Here is an 18,765-nt window from a genome sequence, read left to right on the forward strand (position 1 = left end):
ATGATTGAATCAATAATACGATGGTCTGTAGCAAACAGATTTTTTGTTTTGCTCGCCAGTGCAATTCTCGTCGGCGCGGGTTTATTTTCACTTAAAAATACCCCTATTGATGCTTTGCCTGATTTATCTGATGTTCAGGTAATTATTAAAACAAGTTATCCAGGTCAAGCCCCACAAGTAGTTGAAGATCAAGTCACTTACCCTTTAACTACGGCTATGCTGTCTGTGCCTGGTGCGGTAACGGTCAGGGGATTCTCTTTTTTTGGTGATTCATATGTCTATGTCATCTTTGATGAAGAAACCGATTTATATTGGGCTCGTAGTCGTGTGTTGGAATATCTTAGCCAAGTCGTTTCAACGTTACCTGATAATGCAAAGCCTCAATTAGGACCTGACGCAACAGGTGTGGGCTGGGTATATTTATATGCACTCGTAGATAGAACCGGTAAACACGATATTAGTGAGTTACGCAGTCTACAGGACTGGTTTTTAAAGTATGAATTACAAACTGTCCCAGGGGTTTCTGAAGTGAGCGCTCTAGGGGGGATGGTTAAACAGTATCAGATTAAGGTTGACCCTGATAAGTTGCGTGCCTTTGGTATACCTTTAAATGCTATTCAAATGGCGATTAACCGTGGTAATCAAGAAATTGGTGCCTCTGTTGTCGAACTCTCAGAAGCTGAATATATGGTTCGTGCTACAGGGTATCTTGAGAATAAAGAGGATATCGGCAATATCCCATTAGGCGTGAACAATAATGGCACCCCATTACTGCTAAAAGATGTTGCGGATATCGGGACTGGACCGCAAATGCGACGTGGCGTTGTTGATCTAAACGGTGAAGGTGAGACGGTCGGTGGCATTATTGTGATGCGATTTGGTGAAAATGCCCAAAAAACAATTGATGGCGTTAAAGCTAAATTAGAGACATTAAAAAAGGGCCTTCCTGAGGGCGTGGAAGTTGTGACGGTTTATGACCGCAGTGGCTTAATTGAGAGAGCCGTATCAAACTTAGGGTTTAAACTGCTAGAGGAATTTTTAGTTGTTGCTTTAGTTTGTATGGTTTTTTTGGCGCATGTAAGATCATCACTTGTGGCGATTGTTAGCCTTCCAGTTGGTATTTTAACGGCATTTATTATTATGCACTTGCAGGGTTTGAATGCCAATATCATGTCTTTAGGCGGTATTGCAATTGCAATTGGTGCCATGGTCGATGGCGCCATTGTCATGATTGAAAATATGCATAAACATATGGAACGAACGCCATTGACGCCAGAAAACCGTTGGCAGGTTGTAGCTCGGTCTGCCAGCGAAGTTGGCCCTGCTTTATTTTTTAGTTTACTGATTATTACTGTTAGTTTTTTACCGGTATTTACCCTCGAAGCACAGGAGGGAAGGATGTTTTCACCGCTTGCGTTTACTAAAACGTACGCAATGGCTGTGTCATCAGCGTTAGCTATAACATTAGTTCCAGTGCTAATGGGTTACTTTATTCGCGGAAAAGTACTTCCTGAGCACAAAAACCCGGTTAATCGACTTTTAACAGCAGTATATGTGCCTGTGTTGAGAAAAGTACTGGCGTTTCCGAAGATAACGCTGTTATTTGCATTATTTGTGTTGTTGATTGGTGTGTGGCCACTAAATAAAATTGGTAGTGAATTTATGCCTCCATTAGATGAAGGTGATTTAATGTACATGCCGACAACTTACCCTGGTATTTCTATTGGTAAAGCACGCCAATTAGTGCAACAAATGGATAAGTTAATTTACACTGTGCCCGAAGTTAAAACTGTATTTGGTAAGGTTGGTCGAGCAGACTCCGCAACGGATCCTGCACCTCTGACAATGGTGGAGACGTTTATTCAACTTAAGCCCAAAAGCGAGTGGAGAGAAGGCCTGACTACAGAGAGTTTAAAACAAGAACTAGACTCATTAGTTAAGTTACCAGGTGTGACTAACGCATGGGTAATGCCAATTAAAACCCGAATAGATATGTTGGCGACAGGGATCAAAACACCTGTAGGCATTAAAATTGCTGGACCTAATCTCAAGGAAATTGAAAAAATTGGTAAACAGTTAGAAGAAATCCTTAAAGATGTTAAGGGGACTTCGTCAGTTTATGCTGAAAGAGTTGCAGGCGGACGTTATATTAAAGTTGATATCCAGCGTGAGAATGCTGCTCGATATGGTTTGAATATAGCGGATGTTCAACAGGTTGTGGCCACAGCGATTGGTGGTATGAGTATTTCACAAACCGTTGAAGGGTTAGAGCGATACCCCATTAACCTACGCTATCCTCAGGATTATCGCAATTCACCTGAAGCATTAGCTTTATTGCCTATAGTGACTCCGCAAGGTTTGAGAATTTCTTTGGGTGACGTTGCGGACGTTATTATTGAAAATGGACCTCCGGGTATCAAAAGTGAAAATGCTCGCCTTAATGGTTGGGCTTACATTGATATTGAGGATGTTGATATTGGTAGTTATGTTGATATAGCACAAAAAGTTGTGGATGATAAATTGATATTACCCGCCGGTTACTCTATTACTTGGGCTGGTCAATATGAGTATATGGAAAGAGCTAAAGCAAAGCTTACTTACGTAGTACCATTTACTTTATTTATTATCATTATTTTATTGTTCATGAATTTCCGCAATGTTGTTGAAGTTGGAATTATTGTGGGGACATTGCCTTTTGCCATGGTGGGCAGTATTTGGTTAATGTATATACAAGGTTTTAATTTTTCAGTTGCAGTAGGAGTCGGTTTTATTGCATTGGCGGGTGTCGCTGTCGAAATCGGCGTCATTATGCTTGTTTATTTAAACCAAGCCTATAGAGAAGCGATTGATCATAGTTCACAGCAGCTAGAAAAATTTGATGAACTAAAGTTGACTCAATCTGTTATTCAAGGTGCAGGTATGCGCGTACGTCCTGTAATGATGACGGCAGCAGCAATCATAGCTGGATTATTGCCTATCCTTTATGGTACTGGAACCGGTTCCGAGGTGATGAGTAGGATTGCTGCACCAATGGTCGGCGGAATGGTTAGTGCAATCATACTGACACTATTAATTGTCCCCGTTGTATTCTTTTTATGGCGTCGTACTAAATTGATACATGAGGAATGATAATATTTAGTTGATTAGGATAACGATGCAGATAAAAAATTGCATCGTTATTTTATATTGGATTGATTTTTATCATATTTTTTTTATTTTCATTAAATTATGTTTTTCAAATAAATTTTCATTGCTAAATGCAGTATTTTTCACTACTATTATTTGATAATCATTGGAGATATATTTTGCGTAGAATCCACTTAATCATGATGTTTGTTTTACTGACGTTTGTCGGTCAAACTTTTGCGTCTGTGATTATGCCTGGTACTATGCCAATGAATTCAATGACGACTTCAAATATGCCTGCTGAAAATGGCAAAGCATGTCATGACGCTAGTATGCAAATGAACATGAACATGGATATGAACATGAACATGGATATGAGTGATGATGCGGATGATAGTTGCTGCGCCCAAGCGTGCCATTGTCCTGTCGGATCATGTTTATCAGTCGCTTTAACTATGGCGATGCCAATGCTTAAATCAGAAGTCAGCTTTGTTAATGCTGCAACAATGTTTACCTCAGCACTAATGCCTCAGTATTTTTCATCTTTATACCGTCCTCCAATATTTGCCTAACATAGGCACAGTTACGCCTTTTTTTTGCTAGCTGTCCTAGCCAATCATGTAGTTTCAATTTTTTAACCTTTTGGTTAATAAACTGACATTAAACCGCGTTGTTTAATGTGACGAAATTTGATTTGGAGGCAATATTATGTCTGCTCTATATCGCAATTCTATTCGTTTTTTTCGTGTCATAGGTACTATTTTTATTCTGCAAACTATGGGAGGGATATTAATTGCCCGTGCAGCAGAGCCCGGCACTACGGAGCCATTACTCACCGTTTATAAAGATGCTAATTGCGGCTGTTGTGAGAAATGGCTAACGCATATTAGTGAGCGTGGATTTAGTGTTAGTGCCCACAATATTAACAACCTTTATGAGTTTAAACAGTCAAAGGGCATTCCTGCTTCAATGCAATCTTGCCATACCGCAGTGTCATCTCAAGGTTTTGTGTTTGAAGGGCATGTCCCTGCAAAATTGATTAGTCGTTTTTTAGCCACCCCTCCTAAAGATGCTATCGGCTTAACCGTACCCGCTATGCCAGTGGGCAGCCCTGGTATGGAGTACCAAGATAAATTTATGCCATATCAAGTCTTACTGTTGAAAAAAGATGGTAGTAGCCAGGTTTACGCCCAAGTAAATTCTCTTGAGGAGTCTGTACAATGAAATCTCAATACATGATAAAACCCATTATTCAAACGCCAGACAGTGAACCCAACAACAGCCGACGCCGCTTTGTGTTTGGTGCATCCGCCATGTTGGCATTGATGTCGATCCCTTTCCCTAAAAATGCCTTTGCCAATGCGTTAAGCCAATCGTTGAGCCAGCTTTCTGGTAAAGTGTTTGACTTATCAATTGACTATAAAATGGTTAATTTTACCGGGAAATCTGCTCGGGCCACTGTGGTCAACCAATTGCTGCCCGCGCCGTTATTGCGCTGGAAAGAAGGTGAAACAGTCACCTTAAGAGTAAAAAATAACCTCGACCATGATAGTTCTATTCACTGGCACGGTATTATTTTACCCACCGAAATGGACGGTGTGCCTGGCTTTAGCTTTGATGGCATTAAACCCGGTGAAACATTTGAGTATCAATTTACCGTCCAGCAAAGTGGCACATATTGGTATCACAGTCATTCAGGCTATCAAGAACAAACCGGTTTATTCGGCGCGATTGTGATTGATCCAGCGACCCCCGATCCGGTCATATATGACCGTGACTATGTGATCATGCTGTCTGATTGGTCTGACGAAGCCCCTGAAAACATTTATGCCAAATTAAAGAAACAAGCCGATTACTATAATTACCGTGAGCGTACGGTAATGGATTTTTTCTCTGACGTAGATAAAAATGGCTTAGCCAATACGTGGAACGCTCGTTCGATGTGGAATAACGCGCGCATGAGTGACAGAGACATATCTGATGTTACGGGTTCAACTTACACCTATTTAATGAATGGCAATCCTCCGCAACAGGGCTGGCAAGGGTTGTTTGAACAAGGTGAGAAAGTGCGCTTACGCTTTATAAATAGTTCAGCGATGACCATATTTGATGTGCGTATACCGGGTCTTAAAATGACTGTTGTTGCCAGTGATGGTCAGAACATTCAACCGGTGTCTGTGGATGAATTTCGAATCGGTGTTGCTGAAACCTATGATGTGGTTATTGAGCCAGAGGTTGATAATGCCTATTGTATTTTTGCTCAGAGTATCGACCGCACCGGTTTTACGGTAGGTAACCTTACCTCAGATCCCAGTTTACATGCTCCTATTCCCCCAATGGATCCAAGGCCTGTCCTTGGCCACAGTGATATGGGCATGGATATGAGTGACATGGATATGTCAGGTATGGACCACAGCAAAATGGACATGGGCGGCGGCGATATGTCAGGCATGGACCACAGCAAGATGGCTATGGGCGGCGGTGATATGCCAAGCATGGATCACAGCAAGATGGCTATGGGCGGCGGTGATATGTCAGGCATGGATCACAGCAAGATGGCTATGGGCGGCGGTGATATGTCAGGCATGGATCACAGCAAGATGGCTATGGGTGGCGGTGATATGTCAGGGATGGAACACAGCAAAATGGCAATGGACGCTGCGAAAGCGACAGTCTCAGGACTAGGGCTTGCAGGCTTTGGCAGTAACAATGAAATTAAACACATTGACACCGAGTTCGGCCCACAAGTGGATATGCGTGCCGATGCCCCAAAAAGTGGCTTACACGACCCCGGGATTGGATTGCGTGACCATCAACAGCAATTTAACCGCAAAGTATTAACTTATGGCGACATTAAAGGCTTACATCCTACCTACGACACACGCCAACCTAGCCGCGAAATTCAACTGCATTTAACCGGCAATATGAACCGCTATATGTGGTCTGTGAATGGGGTGAAATTTATGGACGCCGCGCCATTAGAGTTTGAATACGGAGAAAGACTGCGGATCACCTTAGTGAACGACACGATGATGACTCACCCTATGCATTTGCATGGTATGTGGAGTGAGTTAGAGACAGGCGACCCTGATTTTATTCCCCGTAAGCACACTGTATTAGTTCAGCCGGGTTCTAAGATCAGTTACTTAGTCACCGCCGATGCAAAAGGGCAATGGGCATATCATTGCCACTTGTTATTCCACATGCCAGGCATGTTCAGAAAAGTCGTGGTGAAATAAGGGGAATACAGATGAATAAAACGAATTTAATGGCCTTGGGACTGTTGAGTCTGAGCGCCACATTGACTAGCTCAGCTGTGTTTGCCGGCGGTAATGATGACCCTCTATTAACAAAAGTCATGCTGGATCAATTTGAAAAAGGCGTGGATCCGCAAGATCCCACCCAGTTTAGTGCACAAGCCTGGTTAGGTTACGATTTGAATAAGTTGTGGCTTAAAACTGAAGGTGAATATTCAAATAGTGATAAGCAAGATCTTGAAATTCAGGCTCTTTACAGTAAGCCCATCGCACCATACTGGGATGTACAATTCGGTATTAAAACCGATATCAAACCGACGCCGACTCGTAATTGGGCTGTGATTGGGGTTCAAGGGTTAGCGCCATATTTCTTTGATATTGACGCGGCCTTATTTATAGGTGACCAAGGCCGTACGGCTATGCGCTTGAGTGCGGAATATGAACTCTTAATCACTCAAAAGTTGATACTCACACCTGAAGTAGAAGTTAATTTATTTGGTAAGGACGATGCTGAACTTGGAATAGGCTCTGGCTTATCTGACGTCAGTGCAGGGCTGCGATTGAGATACGAGATTGTTAGAGAGTTCGCACCCTATATCGGTGTGGATTGGCGTCAGAAACTCGGTAATACCGCCGAATACAGCCGAAATGAAGGGGAAGATACACAAGAAACCCAGTTTGTTATTGGTTTTAGAGCGTGGTTCTAAGACCTCGTTCGTACACTGAGTTATAAGCTTGGTGCCAATATGTTAGCTCAGCCAATATTTAATCATTTATGTAAACCGTTTTCGATCGTTAAAAACAATATAAAAGGAAATATCATGAAATTATTTAACAACGTTTTAGTCGTAACAAGTCTATTCCTGAGTGCTTCAGCATTTGCTCATGTCGGACTGAGCAGTTCTATGCCCGCTAACGGTGCCATGCTAAGTCAAGCCCCAACAACGCTTGAACTGACCTTTACGGCTCCGGTACGTTTGGTCAAATTAACAATGCAAGATGAGAAGCAGCAAAGCGTACCGTTAACATTACCTTCAAGTGCGGCCAGTCAAGCTGAATTTTCATTCGCCCTACCAGCATTAAACGCAGCTAATTACACAGTTAACTGGATGATCATGGGTGACGACGGTCATAAGATGAAAGGCAACATGAGCTTTATGCTACATAACTCTGGTATGAACACTCGCAGTGCAACGCCTATGACAATGGAGCATGAGACTAGCGAGCACACTGCACATCAATAAGTGGATGAGTAAACATGATATTAACCGTGTTTGACATATCGGTGTTGATATCTAAATGGGTTATTTATCTTAGTGTTGCCGCCGTTATTGGCGGCACATTGATGCAATATCTCATTAAGGGCCAACCGAACCTCGGCATTAGCGTTACAAAATATACCGGCCTAGGTGCTGTTTTGGGGTTGATTGCCGTTAGTATCAACTATTTTGCGCAAATAGGGGCTTTTGCTGAAAACGGCTTGATGGGAATGTTCGATGCGCAGATGCATGCTTTTCTGTGGCCAACCCAGGTAGGGCAAACTGTGCTTTGGCGCTTAATCGGTTTTGGGTTAATGCTAGTGGCTAGTGGTTTACTGTTACATAAGAACCGCTATATCAAAAAGTTTTCTGCGGTATTAGCCATTATCAGCAGTCTGTTAATTGCTGTCACGTTTACTTTTATTGGCCATAGCACTGAACTAGGATTGATTGCTCAAGGCTTGATATTGATACACGTGTTGATCATTGGCAGTTGGATAGGCGCTTTTTATCCATTATGGAAATTATGTAGCACCGATGACAACATCGTCATAAAAAATGTCATGGATACATTTGGTCGTTTAGGCATAGTGATTGTCATTCTTGTGTTGCTCTCAGGCATGGGAATGGTGTGGATGTTGTTTGATAGCCCCACTGAATTATTCAGTTCCGATTTTGGTATCGCGGTCACCATCAAGCTCTGTTTGGTGGCTATCATTTTGCTTATAGCAGCATGGCATAAATTGGTTTTAGTACCGAAATTAACGATTGCGCCTCCATCATTTGCAAAACAAAAACTACAAAAATCGATTGGATTAGAAGCATTAATAGCAGTACTGATATTAGCGACAACAGCGGTACTTTCGAGCGTGCTTGGTCCTATGAGTCTTGGATAATCACTATAAATTGACAGAGAGATAAAAATGAAAAATAGACCTTTAACAATACTCATAACCACCGGGATATTACTGATGTCCGCAGGACAAAGCTCATTGAGCTTTGCCCATGGTGATGAAACTCACCCTATAGAACAAAAAGCGTTTATCGGTGTTGATTCCGCCGCGGGTAATGTTGTCAAACAATTTCATGTTGCATTACAAACGGGCAATGAGGCTATTGTCAGGCAGTCATTAGCTGTCAATGTGCAAATTTATGAAGGTGGAAAAGTAGAACGTTCACTTACGGATTATGCCAATCATCACATGCTTGCAGATATGGCCTACTTAAAAGGGTTAACCATAACGCCAAAAGAACACCAAGTAACGATTACAGATGACATTGCTATTTCAACGTCAATAAGTCACGCCCAAGGTGAATATAAAGGTAAAAGTATTGACTCAATGACCATGGAAACGCTTGTGTTAATTAAACAAGCGGATGGTCATTGGAAAATAACCCACGTGCACTGGTCGTAACTAATAAAAATTTCATCAACCAGATAAGGGATTGTCTTGAGGTTCTTTGTAGGTGCTCCCAAGAAAACCACAAAGACTCAGATCATGTTAATGCATGATATTTTATGGAAAAGGATTTCCATTTTTTTATATAAAAAAAGACCGGAATAACTCCAGTCTTATGTTAATTTTGAATTAAAGTATTAAATTTCAATAAGTTGCATAGTAGTAATGCAAGTTCTATCGTTATTAAAAGTAGACAGTACCTCTCTCGCCACTCTTTCGCTTCCGTCTTTTGCTTTATGATAAATATTGAATGCTAAGTTTTTATCTTTTGGAACCCAAAAGTCTATAAATCCATCCCGTTGTGTCGTGACTTGTTTGTCTATTAATGTTTCACCTGTATCAGTATCAATCATGACAACTTTCATTACTTGATTTTTTATCTCACCGGTACAACCTGTTAAAACATGATTAGTACATGGATGAGAACTATTAATGTAAGGAGCTATTGAAAGAAAGAATTGATCTTTTGGTATAGCTACAGAACTACTTTTTCCATCTGCGAAAGTTGCAACTATTTTGTTGGGTAGAACTTTTATCATTATCCCATCATTATTTTTGTATAGTGTATGAGCTGTCGTGACAGCACTTTTGTAATCTAACTTTTTGAATGATTCAGAATCTATCGTTGTAGCATATGATTGACTTGAAAATGCAACTATAAGTGCTAATAGAATGTGTTTTTTAATCATGGTCTGAGTTTTCCTATATAGTGTATAAAATATTTTTATTTAAACGTGCCTCGCTTATTTTTATTGTAACGTTTGTGGTTTTATATATATTGATCTAATTAACATTATTGATATCGGCCTGATATTTTTGGTCGTTTGTTTTTTTGTTTTTTAAATATATGCTTTAACGCTCTATTCTCCTAGGTTTGTAACTCAGGTTTTAAACTTGCGTCTTTTTTAATTTTTCTACCTAAGTTTTAAACTTGGGTTTTAAACCTATGTCTTATTTTAAATTAATGTTTATGTCGGTTTGATATTTTTTGTTGTGAAATAGATCACTGTTAAAAATGCTCTAGTTTGTATTATCGATTGGGTTTGTAATTTATTTGTTTATCTTTAGTTTTAGTTTTACTTAATATGGTTTCTTATTTGTAACTTAACGTTAATAAGGTTTGTATGTTTAAATATAATAAATATGTTTTGGTGCTATTAGCAATGAGTAATAATGCATTCTCTAATGGTGATATTGAAAGTTTTTCTGAATGGATACACAATGGTAATGTTGGAGGTACAGCGAAATCGTACTATTTCGAACAAGATTTTGACGATTCAAATGCAGAGAATAGCTCGATTTGGGTGAATGGTGGTAATGTTACTTTTAATACATCAGAGTTTAATGGGTTTAAATTGGGAGGAGAAGTACAGGGATCATACGTTAGTAACATCAATGATGATGATGATAGAACTGCGGGCAGTATAAACGCACAAGGTCTTGTATTATCGGAAGCTTTTTTGAGGTATCAGTTTGGTGATACGGTGTTTTCTGGAGGTAGGCAACACTTTTCATCACCCTTGATCGCTAACTCAGGTTCAAGATTAATAAAAGAGTCTTTTGAAATGTATCAGGTGTCTTCAAGTCATTTTGAGGATACTGATATTTCGATTGGTTATGTGACTAAATATCAGACTCGAACAGATAAATCATTTTATGTTGATAATGAATTTGTTGATTTTGATTATAATGGTTCTGGTTCCCCTGGCGACTTTTATAAAATAGGCAATGATGGCGTCTTTTTCGCACAAGTTAATAAACGGATAGCTAAAAAAGTTAAAATTAACTCACAGTACGCAAATGTAATAAATGAAGTCCAAGCACTCTATGCGGATGTAGAGTATACATTGCCAACTAACTTTAAAAGTTATATTGCGATGCAGTACTACAAAACTAAGTGGGATAAAAATGAACTAGTTGATAATGATCTTTTGGGCTTTAAAGTAGGTTTTAGCCAGGGGGGAGTAGATTTTTTCGCTGGTTATACATTAGCTGGAGGAAATGAAGGAGAAAATAGAGTTTTTAGAGGCATAGGTCAAGGAGCTTATTATCAGTTTACTGCAACTACTAAAACTGCGGGAGTTGCTGCATTTGAAGCGGGCACAAATTCGTATCAACTGGGGGTAGGTACTACTCTCTCTAATGTTAAAGGTAAATTATTTTATACATCTTTTGACAATCCCATAGTTGGAAAAGATTTAAATGAATGGACGGTTAATCTTGCATATCAATTTGATGGTAAACTAGCTAATTGCGGTATATCAGTTGATTTTTCAATATTGGATTATGAAAGTAATCAAAAAGATGCTACTGATTTAAGGACAAAATTCTCTTATAGCTTTTAGCGGTTATAATTTATTGCGAACTTTATTTTTGATAAAGCTTAATTCCCTAACGATGTTGTTTTAATTGCAAATTGTAGTGGTCAAGTTAATTTGGCCACCTATTTAGAACTGACCTCGCAATGTCTACGGTGTTTTCGAACTTCGCCATATGTTATAAGTTGAAAAGTTAAAATCGTTCTAAAGCACTTCTGCCTCAAGACATTTTATATATAATTACCACTAATGACTAGTAGCGAAATTATTCAAATCTGAAGGGTATACACAGATATCGAGCCTTACTACCCTATAGTCATATTAAGTACTCAGTAATAGCTGACTTATACATTAATAACTGATATGTTCTTTTCATACACTGGACCTTAAGCATTAAGTCTGACATAAATCCCATCTAAGGTTATGTCTTCTTTAGATTTTCTTTGCTGTGACTTTGGAGCGTTTCTTGTTATATAGCAAATCGCCCAGTCTAGCTTTTCTGTTATTTCTGACCAGGCTCGATGACAGATACATTCAAAGATAGGCAGTAACCAAACGTCCACATTCTTTGCAGCTTTGAACAGTGAAACTGAGGGCATTATCTGAAGTGCGGTACTGCGCCTGATGATAACTGCCAGCAGACTGGCCCAGACTAGGCCGTCAACTATCGCTTTTTGCGCGGTAGCAAATCTCTGCCAGTTTGTATGTGATTTCAACTCTTTGAACAGCAGTTCAACCTGCCAGCGGCAGCGATAAATCGCCATAATATCATCGGCTGAGTAGGCCTCTGTCGGTAGGTTTGTTAACCAGATACAAAACCACTTTTCTTCAGCGAACCAACGTCTTACAACTCGAAACTCCTGTTTGCCTCTGTGGACTTTGAGGTCAAGAATTTCAGTGCGGTTGGTACGGCGCGTTATGTCTTTGAGCTTCATTCCAGCAAGCTTAGGAAGAATGCGGCCCTTGCCATTTTTAGCTTCTACAACCCTTGGATTGAGTGACTTTGCACCCCGAACAATATAGAAACCATTATGACGCTCCACATCGGCAAAAAACTCGAAATCAGGGTATCCCGCATCAGCCAGAAGTAGCTTGTTTTTCATCTTAAATGGCTTTGGGAGATAGGCTCTTTCTGAAGCCGTATCAGCAGTTATCGTCATCGCCGTCGGGTTAAAGGTTCGTAATGACATGGTCATATGGCACTCTATCGCAGCAGGATTGCGTTTAAAGCGGCTTGGGTAGACATCGGCTAACGCCTTGTGAACATGAAATGAACTGCCATCTTGAAGCAGAATATCATCAAAGCAAGACAGCTTCTTCGGAAGCTGAGCACATTGTTGGCGGGCAAATTGAGCGATAGCTAACTGTACCAGTTGCTGCATAAAATGAGGAAAGGCTTCCTTACGGAGCTGGTTGTGGAAGGGCTTGTAAGCCACATTATCATTTTCAGTCAAACACATACCATTGAACTGACGATGCAAGTCTGCAATGGCATGGCAGTTGCCTTTACTCAACGCAGATATCAAGCTTGGGATCAGTATTTCCGGCAGAATAGACCGATTTCGTTGAATAAACCCCGTGCGCTTAGCCGTTTTTTGAAGGATGTTTGCATTGAAGAATTGCATAAACTGCTTTTTTAAGGAGATAATCGTCATCGGCTTTATTTATTGCTCATGGTAGTTTGTTTGGCGACAATTATCAGATCATAAATAAGGCCTTTTTTCTACCTAAAATATAGCGTTATCGCTAAAGATCCTGTCTATGATGTTCTTTTAAATTATTTGCAACTTTCTAAATACTAATGGAAAACTTCTCAACGGCACTTGCCCCATACATCCAAGATTTAGACTCAAATATTCTGACGTTTATAAGCATTGTAGTATCAGTTATAGGTGCATTACTTAGTCTTTTAGTAGCCATTTTAGGGGTTTGGTTTGCTGTTGCTCAGTATAGGTTGAAACGCTCAATAAAAATTATCGGTTCAGTTTCTTTCACTGATAGCGCCTTGTACAATGATTTATATCCTGATCAAATTGTCATCCAAAACCTGAAAGATAAGTCTGAAGCAATCTTTGGGATACATATAAGGCTAGGCAACAACATATACATTACAATGGAAGATTTAGAAGACTCTCCAATCGTGATTGGGCCATTCGAAACTTTAGTACGAAACTACAAGCCATTATCTTTCTATGGTTGTAACAACTACAAAGTAAATATCAACCCTGCGATTCAAGAGAGAAAGGGATGTGTGGTAGTTCTTACGACTAACAAAGGTAAGTATGTAACAAAGCAAAGAAAGCACTACTGGAGTCCAATTTTAGATAGTCTCAACAACGCTACAATTTCCAGGGCGGGATTAAGCTTTGTTAAATCTTTTAACCAAAGAAAATCTCGCTCCTAAAATCGCCATTCCATGCTGCCTTTCTTATTTTGGTTGGTTTACTGGCTTTTAGTGGATGCTGCTCTAAAAGGTTCAGCACGATACGCCTAAATAGCGCCATTTTCTTCGTGTTTTCACGGTCACCAATCCTTGAACAGTCTTCCCTAAAAGTGACGTCAAGCACCCAGTGTTGCTGGTTTTCGATGTGCCAATGCTGACGCACTGCTTTGGCTGCAAGTTCGATGTCCAGAGGTAAAGAACTTAAGTAATAATCCGTATTTATAGTGGTAACACCTTTAAGTGTTCGTTGACGCTCAACTGCTATGAGCGACTTGGCTGATGGCCACTTTTTTGCGAGCGCCTGCGGTAGCTTTGCTGGAATTTGAAACGTCGTGCGACGCTCTTTACGGCCATGCCCCTTGTCATCCGCTTCGACACTCAATATGTCGACGCCGTCGTTATCCCAGTGAGGTTGGAACTGCATTTCTATGGCCTGCCTAAGTAGAGGTTGGTTGCCTTTTACCTGAACAATATAGTCGCCTTTAGCTTTGATGATTTGTTGAAGCGTTTCCCGCTGGCAATGAAGTGCATCAAAGGTTACAACAGCGTCTTTAATGTCTAACATGTGCAACAGCGCTTGAACCGTTGCGATTTCGTTACCTTTGGTCTGTGTATCTTGCTGATAGAGCACGATACCTTGTTCGGTATCAAAGGCCGAAACGAGGTGTAGCGCTGTCGCCATCGTGCGCCACTTCGGCTCTTCATGATCACATTGCGGTTATCACCATTATCAATGTGACGAGCAACATCTTCTAGGGATGTTGCTAAGCGTATTTGTTTTACTTGCAGTAGCTTCTGAATCGGCTGCTTTAGCTTTTCCAACGTTGACGATGCCAATAGATCAGACTGTATTGACGATGCAATTAAGTCGTCTTCTAGCGCACGATATTTAGTGACGTTTGATAAGTAAATTCGACCATTAAGCCGAGAAGCCAGTTGACGGTAAAGCAACCATTCGTATCGCTGTGGATGAACAACATCGTTGTTGAGTAACCATGGACGATGTTTTTGTTGGATAAGTGTACTATCCATTGTTTGCAATGTATTACCTGCTAATAGTTCTGTTTTTGTGGTTCTGAGCTGTGTCACCAATACTTCTGAGCCTTTACCTGCTTGGCATTCAAGACATAGAAACACGGGCCTTAATAACTGTTCAAGTAAGGTGTTTTGATCATCATAATATTGCCATTGATATTCTTCTACTGTGCGTTTTTGCTTTTTTAAGTACAGGCATAGCGTTTCTATATCTTGGTTATTCATTACACTTAATGCTTGTTGCCTAACCGTTGCAAATGGTTGATTATCGTCGATACTGTCATCAACAAACAGATGGAGTAATTCTGCAGCTTTGGTGACATTGTCCGCAGCTGACCTCCATGAATCAAACACTGCCTGTTGGGCAAACGCATGCGCAGCTTCTTGTTGTTTCCGGATATGATGAATAAAACCATCAGTCAGTCGCTCTAAGCTTTGCCGTATGCGTTGAGTCAGAAAACACAGCAACCATAGGTGTTGCTGTGGACGCTTAAAGCGTTTTAGTTTACTACCATAATAATCCACCATTTCACCGAAGTGTTGTTGGTTTTTAGACGATAAGGCTAAGTCCTTAACAGCATCATCAATCTGTCTTGTATAAGGCTGTAACTGATGATAAACAATCAGTTCTTTTTTTAGCTCTGTCACCATAACGCTTTTTGCACCTGCTCGAAGCTGGCTTAAGGAGAGCCCATCTTTGTCATCGATAATAGTATTTAGAAATTCGTGTAGTTCAGATGAAACATGAATACGAAGCTTATTATTTAACCCCTTCTTTACCTGTTGGATAACACGACTGATAAGCTTTTGTAAGACAGTATATTTAGGGATGGCAATTCTATGAGTTGCTAGAGATTCAGCGGCTGCATCGAATAGATAACGAGGCTCAAGCCAAGCTTTGCCGACCATTACAAGATGATCGTACAACGGCGCAAAGTGCAGACTTTCTTCCCATTTCTGATAGTTTAGTAGCCTCAGTATTCTTTGATAAATACGGTCACGCTGCATCTTATTTATGCTGAAAGGCCTGAGCCCTTTGCCTCCTTGAACTTGCGTTGAAATAAACTGCATATCGTTAAAGATGAGGTTAAAGCTAGGTGAAAGAATGACAGGCTTAGACTTAAAATACCCTAATAACGCAATGAAATAGCATCGATGGCTCCTTAGGCGAATGCTTTTCGACTCTGTTAACTCGATCTCGTTTTGCGTAAAATACAATCGTTGCTGTTCAAGGGTTAATAGTGGCGGAGAATATAGATCAAGCTGCTCAGCTTTGGTAAGAATTGAGAGTTCGTTTTTTATAGCCATAGGAATTACGTTAAGTTTAAGGGGTAGTTAACCTCATAATTTGCCATACTTTGGAGAAGTAACCCACCTTTGTATGCCTTTAGATATCGTGAGTATGGCGATTTATGTTACTTTAGAGGGGAAAATCCCTAGAACCCCATACTGTCATCAACAAACAGATGGAGTAATTCTGCAGCTTTGGTGACATTGTCCGCAGCTGACCTCCATGAATCAAACACTGCCTGTTGGGCAAACGCATGCGCAGCTTCTTGTTGTTTCCGGATATGATGAATAAAACCATCAGTCAGTCGCTCTAAGCTTTGCCGTATGCGTTGAGTCAGAAAACACAGCAACCATAGGTGTTGCTGTGGACGCTTAAAGCGTTTTAGTTTACTACCATAATAATCCACCATTTCACCGAAGTGTTGTTGGTTTTTAGACGATAAGGCTAAGTCCTTAACAGCATCATCAATCTGTCTTGTATAAGGCTGTAACTGATGATAAACAATCAGTTCTTTTTTTAGCTCTGTCACCATAACGCTTTTTGCACCTGCTCGAAGCTGGCTTAAGGAGAGCCCATCTTTGTCATCGATAATAGTATTTAGAAATTCGTGTAGTTCAGATGAAACATGAATACGAAGCTTATTATTTAACCCCTTCTTTACCTGTTGGATAACACGACTGATAAGCTTTTGTAAGACAGTATATTTAGGGATGGCAATTCTATGCGTTGCTAGAGATTCAGCGGCTGCATCAAATAGATAACGAGGCTCAAGCCAAGCTTTGCCGACCATAACAAGATGATCGTACAACGGCGCAAAGTGCAGACTTTCGTCCCATTTCTGATAGTTTAATAACCTCAGTATTCTTTGATATATACGGTCACGTTGCATCTTATTTATGCTGAAAGGCCTGATCCCTTTGCCTCCTTGAACTTGCGTTGAAATAAACTGCATATCGTCAAAGATGAGGTTAAAGCTAGGTGAAAGAATGACAGGCTTAGACTTAAAATACCCTAATAAAGCAATGAAATAACATCGGTGGTTCCTTAGGCGAATACTTTTCGACTCTGTTAACTCGATCTCGTTTGGCGTAAAATACAATCGTTGCTGTTCAAGTGATAATAGCGGCGGAGAATATAGATCAAGCTGCTCAGCTTTGGTAAGAATTGAGAGTTCGTTTTTTATAGCCATAGGAATTACGTTAAGTTTAAGGGGTAGTTAACCTCATAATTTGCCATACTTTGGAGAAGTAACCCACCTTTGTATGCCTTTAGATATCGTGAGTATGGCGATTTATGTTACTTTAGAGGGGAAAATCCCTAGAACCCCTTGAAGCATGAAATAGATAGATACGATAATCTGATAACACTTATGTCAGCACTTGATATTGGTTACAGTGCGGACAGGATTGCATTCAGAGAATTCATTAAATACAGATCGTTGAGTGAAATATTCTCTGATTTGGAACGGATAGAAAATATATACAAGAAAGCTTTTAGTATTTGTGGTGACGATGACTATTTCTATCAACAGAAAGCTATTTTCTACATGCGTTCGGCACGACAGAATTACAACGAAGCTGAAGAACTACTTTTTCTCGCTCAAAAACACGGCCCATATAACTCTACGATTAAACATACGTTAGCGGAGCTAGAGCTAATCAAGGCTTCTAAGAGCAGCGGTTTAGAACGCGAGAGACATTATAATAAAGCTGACACGCTAGCTTCATTTTATACAGGTGCGCAATCAACCAGTTCTCATGGTTACGATACAATATTGAAAGTTGCAATATCGAGGCTGGAGGATGCAATAAGTAATGAAGACGAAGAACTTATTACTGAATCTACAAGAAAAGCTGAGAAGTCATTACGAGAAGCACTTCAAAAGTACCCAGATGATGAAATGCTACTTGGTGATGAGGTTAAGCTAGCCAAATTGCTTAGCGACAGTGAAAGGGCGTTTGATGCTCTTAAGAGATCTTTTGCCCGTAATCATTCTAATAGCTATTTAGCTGCCAGCCTCAGCAATATCTATATAAAAAAAGGAATGATTAATGAGGCCAAAGAAGTATTGTCGAAAGTATTGGACTCTAGCCCAGCTGACAAACTCGTTCATGCAAAACTTGGTATGCTATTGATCGAACATTTCCCTGAGGATAGTCTGGGAGCAGAACATCATTTTAGGAGGTCATTTACGCAGGGGGATACAAATCATATTAATCAACTTTGGTATGCTCGCCAGCTTTATATAAACAATGAATATGATGATTATCTTTTATTGATCCGTAGCCTAAAGACGGTTGCAATGGGCCCAGATAGTAAACACAAAGTGCGGGGAATTGTGAAGGATCATAATGGCAAGAATCTCAACCTAGTTGGAAAAGTGGTCAAAATAGAGCACACCTATGCGCTATTAGAAAGTTCTGGCTATAAAGGTGCACATTTCCTTCATAGGTCTAATTCGGTTACGAGTAAATTTAAATCTCTCAAAGTTGGAACTGATGTTTGTTATAACTTAGGCTTTACGTTTTCTGGAGCAGCAGCCATTCTTAAAAATGGCTCCGTTTAGAGTTTTGTTA

The 18,765-nt window shown here is 40.2% G+C and carries 13 protein-coding genes and 3 pseudogenes; 11 read left to right on the top strand and 5 right to left on the bottom strand.

Annotation, left to right across the window (positions count from 1 at the left end):
• The 8 genes from K8B83_RS03420 (at position 1) to K8B83_RS03455 (ending at position 9,057) form a co-directional block, all read left to right on the top strand.
• Positions 1-3,129 (top strand): efflux RND transporter permease subunit, encoded by a 3,129-nt coding sequence (locus K8B83_RS03420; RefSeq protein ID WP_188740409.1) that lies wholly within the window; start codon positions 1-3, stop codon positions 3,127-3,129.
• Positions 3,130-3,305: 176 nt separating this feature from the next.
• Positions 3,306-3,698, top strand: a complete 393-nt coding sequence (locus K8B83_RS03425; protein WP_223419152.1) for a hypothetical protein — start codon at positions 3,306-3,308, stop codon at positions 3,696-3,698.
• 136 nt (positions 3,699-3,834) lie between these two features.
• Positions 3,835-4,350: a DUF411 domain-containing protein gene (locus K8B83_RS03430; protein WP_188740411.1), complete on the top strand. Its 516-nt coding sequence runs from the start codon at positions 3,835-3,837 to the stop codon at positions 4,348-4,350.
• Positions 4,347-6,365, top strand: coding sequence for a copper resistance system multicopper oxidase (locus K8B83_RS03435; RefSeq protein ID WP_188740412.1), 2,019 nt, complete (start codon positions 4,347-4,349; stop codon positions 6,363-6,365). The genes K8B83_RS03430 and K8B83_RS03435 overlap by 4 nt, the downstream gene beginning before the upstream one ends.
• Before the next feature lie 11 nt (positions 6,366-6,376).
• On the top strand, positions 6,377-7,090 hold the full coding sequence (locus K8B83_RS03440) for a copper resistance protein B (RefSeq protein WP_160056767.1): 714 nt from the start codon (positions 6,377-6,379) through the stop codon (positions 7,088-7,090).
• A 114-nt stretch (positions 7,091-7,204) separates the two neighbouring features.
• Positions 7,205-7,627 (top strand): copper resistance CopC family protein, encoded by a 423-nt coding sequence (locus K8B83_RS03445; protein ID WP_160056769.1) that lies wholly within the window; start codon positions 7,205-7,207, stop codon positions 7,625-7,627.
• Between the two features lie 14 nt (positions 7,628-7,641).
• Positions 7,642-8,538 carry a copper resistance D family protein gene (locus K8B83_RS03450; RefSeq protein ID WP_188740413.1) on the top strand — a complete coding sequence of 299 codons (897 nt, stop codon included), beginning with the start codon at positions 7,642-7,644 and terminating at the stop codon, positions 8,536-8,538.
• Positions 8,539-8,613: 75 nt separating this feature from the next.
• Entirely contained in the window at positions 8,614-9,057 is a 444-nt protein-coding gene (locus tag K8B83_RS03455) for a YybH family protein (RefSeq protein ID WP_188740418.1), read from the top strand.
• Between the two features lie 182 nt (positions 9,058-9,239).
• Here K8B83_RS03455 and K8B83_RS03460 read toward each other — a convergent pair whose 3' ends face one another.
• Complete coding sequence (locus tag K8B83_RS03460; RefSeq protein ID WP_188740414.1) at positions 9,240-9,791, bottom strand: CueP family metal-binding protein; 552 nt, start codon at positions 9,789-9,791, stop codon at positions 9,240-9,242.
• Positions 9,792-10,265: 474 nt separating this feature from the next.
• Between K8B83_RS03460 and K8B83_RS03465 the strand changes: the two genes are divergently transcribed.
• Positions 10,266-11,447 (top strand): OprD family outer membrane porin, encoded by a 1,182-nt coding sequence (locus K8B83_RS03465; RefSeq protein WP_223419153.1) that lies wholly within the window; start codon positions 10,266-10,268, stop codon positions 11,445-11,447.
• A gap of 359 nt (positions 11,448-11,806) precedes the next feature.
• Here the strand turns inward: K8B83_RS03465 and K8B83_RS03470 are convergent, their stop codons facing one another.
• Positions 11,807-13,075 (bottom strand): IS4 family transposase, encoded by a 1,269-nt coding sequence (locus tag K8B83_RS03470; protein WP_223419155.1) that lies wholly within the window; start codon positions 13,073-13,075, stop codon positions 11,807-11,809.
• A gap of 146 nt (positions 13,076-13,221) precedes the next feature.
• On the opposite strand from K8B83_RS03470, the gene K8B83_RS03475 reads away from it, so the two are divergent.
• A complete protein-coding gene (locus K8B83_RS03475) occupies positions 13,222-13,824 on the top strand; it encodes a hypothetical protein (RefSeq protein ID WP_188741288.1) in 603 nt (200 codons plus the stop codon).
• Here K8B83_RS03475 and K8B83_RS03480 read toward each other — a convergent pair.
• From K8B83_RS03480 to K8B83_RS03490, 3 pseudogenes are all read right to left on the bottom strand, one after another.
• Positions 13,799-14,536 (bottom strand): annotated as a pseudogene (locus tag K8B83_RS03480) (ISAs1 family transposase); the annotation flags it as partial. The gene K8B83_RS03475 and the pseudogene K8B83_RS03480 overlap by 26 nt on opposite strands.
• Positions 14,503-16,206: pseudogene (locus K8B83_RS03485) on the bottom strand (DUF4158 domain-containing protein); the annotation flags it as partial. The pseudogenes K8B83_RS03480 and K8B83_RS03485, both read right to left, overlap by 34 nt.
• Before the next feature lie 137 nt (positions 16,207-16,343).
• Positions 16,344-17,378 (bottom strand): annotated as a pseudogene (locus K8B83_RS03490) (DUF4158 domain-containing protein); the annotation flags it as partial.
• A 180-nt stretch (positions 17,379-17,558) separates the two neighbouring features.
• On the opposite strand from K8B83_RS03490, the gene K8B83_RS03495 reads away from it, so the two are divergent.
• Positions 17,559-18,755 (top strand): tetratricopeptide repeat protein, encoded by a 1,197-nt coding sequence (locus tag K8B83_RS03495; RefSeq protein WP_223419157.1) that lies wholly within the window; start codon positions 17,559-17,561, stop codon positions 18,753-18,755.
• Positions 18,756-18,765 lie beyond the last annotated feature (10 nt).

It is taken from the genome of Shewanella inventionis (assembly GCF_019931735.1).
Lineage (GTDB): Bacteria > Pseudomonadota > Gammaproteobacteria > Enterobacterales > Shewanellaceae > Shewanella > Shewanella inventionis.

Excerpts from the sequence above, each read along its gene's own strand:
- K8B83_RS03455 (WP_188740418.1), top strand. The coding sequence starts at position 8,614 with ATGTCCGCAGGACAAAGCTCATTGAGCTTTGCCCATGGTGATGAAACT.
- K8B83_RS03440 (WP_160056767.1), top strand. The coding sequence starts at position 6,377 with ATGAATAAAACGAATTTAATGGCCTTGGGACTGTTGAGTCTGAGCGCC.
- K8B83_RS03445 (WP_160056769.1), top strand. The coding sequence starts at position 7,205 with ATGAAATTATTTAACAACGTTTTAGTCGTAACAAGTCTATTCCTGAGT.
- K8B83_RS03475 (WP_188741288.1), top strand. The coding sequence starts at position 13,222 with ATGGAAAACTTCTCAACGGCACTTGCCCCATACATCCAAGATTTAGAC.
- K8B83_RS03495 (WP_223419157.1), top strand. The coding sequence starts at position 17,559 with ATGTCAGCACTTGATATTGGTTACAGTGCGGACAGGATTGCATTCAGA.
- K8B83_RS03465 (WP_223419153.1), top strand. The coding sequence starts at position 10,266 with ATGAGTAATAATGCATTCTCTAATGGTGATATTGAAAGTTTTTCTGAA.
- K8B83_RS03430 (WP_188740411.1), top strand. The coding sequence starts at position 3,835 with ATGTCTGCTCTATATCGCAATTCTATTCGTTTTTTTCGTGTCATAGGT.
- K8B83_RS03435 (WP_188740412.1), top strand. The coding sequence starts at position 4,347 with ATGAAATCTCAATACATGATAAAACCCATTATTCAAACGCCAGACAGT.
- K8B83_RS03470 (WP_223419155.1), bottom strand. The coding sequence starts at position 13,075 with ATGACGATTATCTCCTTAAAAAAGCAGTTTATGCAATTCTTCAATGCA.
- K8B83_RS03460 (WP_188740414.1), bottom strand. The coding sequence starts at position 9,791 with ATGATTAAAAAACACATTCTATTAGCACTTATAGTTGCATTTTCAAGT.
- K8B83_RS03420 (WP_188740409.1), top strand. The coding sequence starts at position 1 with ATGATTGAATCAATAATACGATGGTCTGTAGCAAACAGATTTTTTGTT.
- K8B83_RS03450 (WP_188740413.1), top strand. The coding sequence starts at position 7,642 with ATGATATTAACCGTGTTTGACATATCGGTGTTGATATCTAAATGGGTT.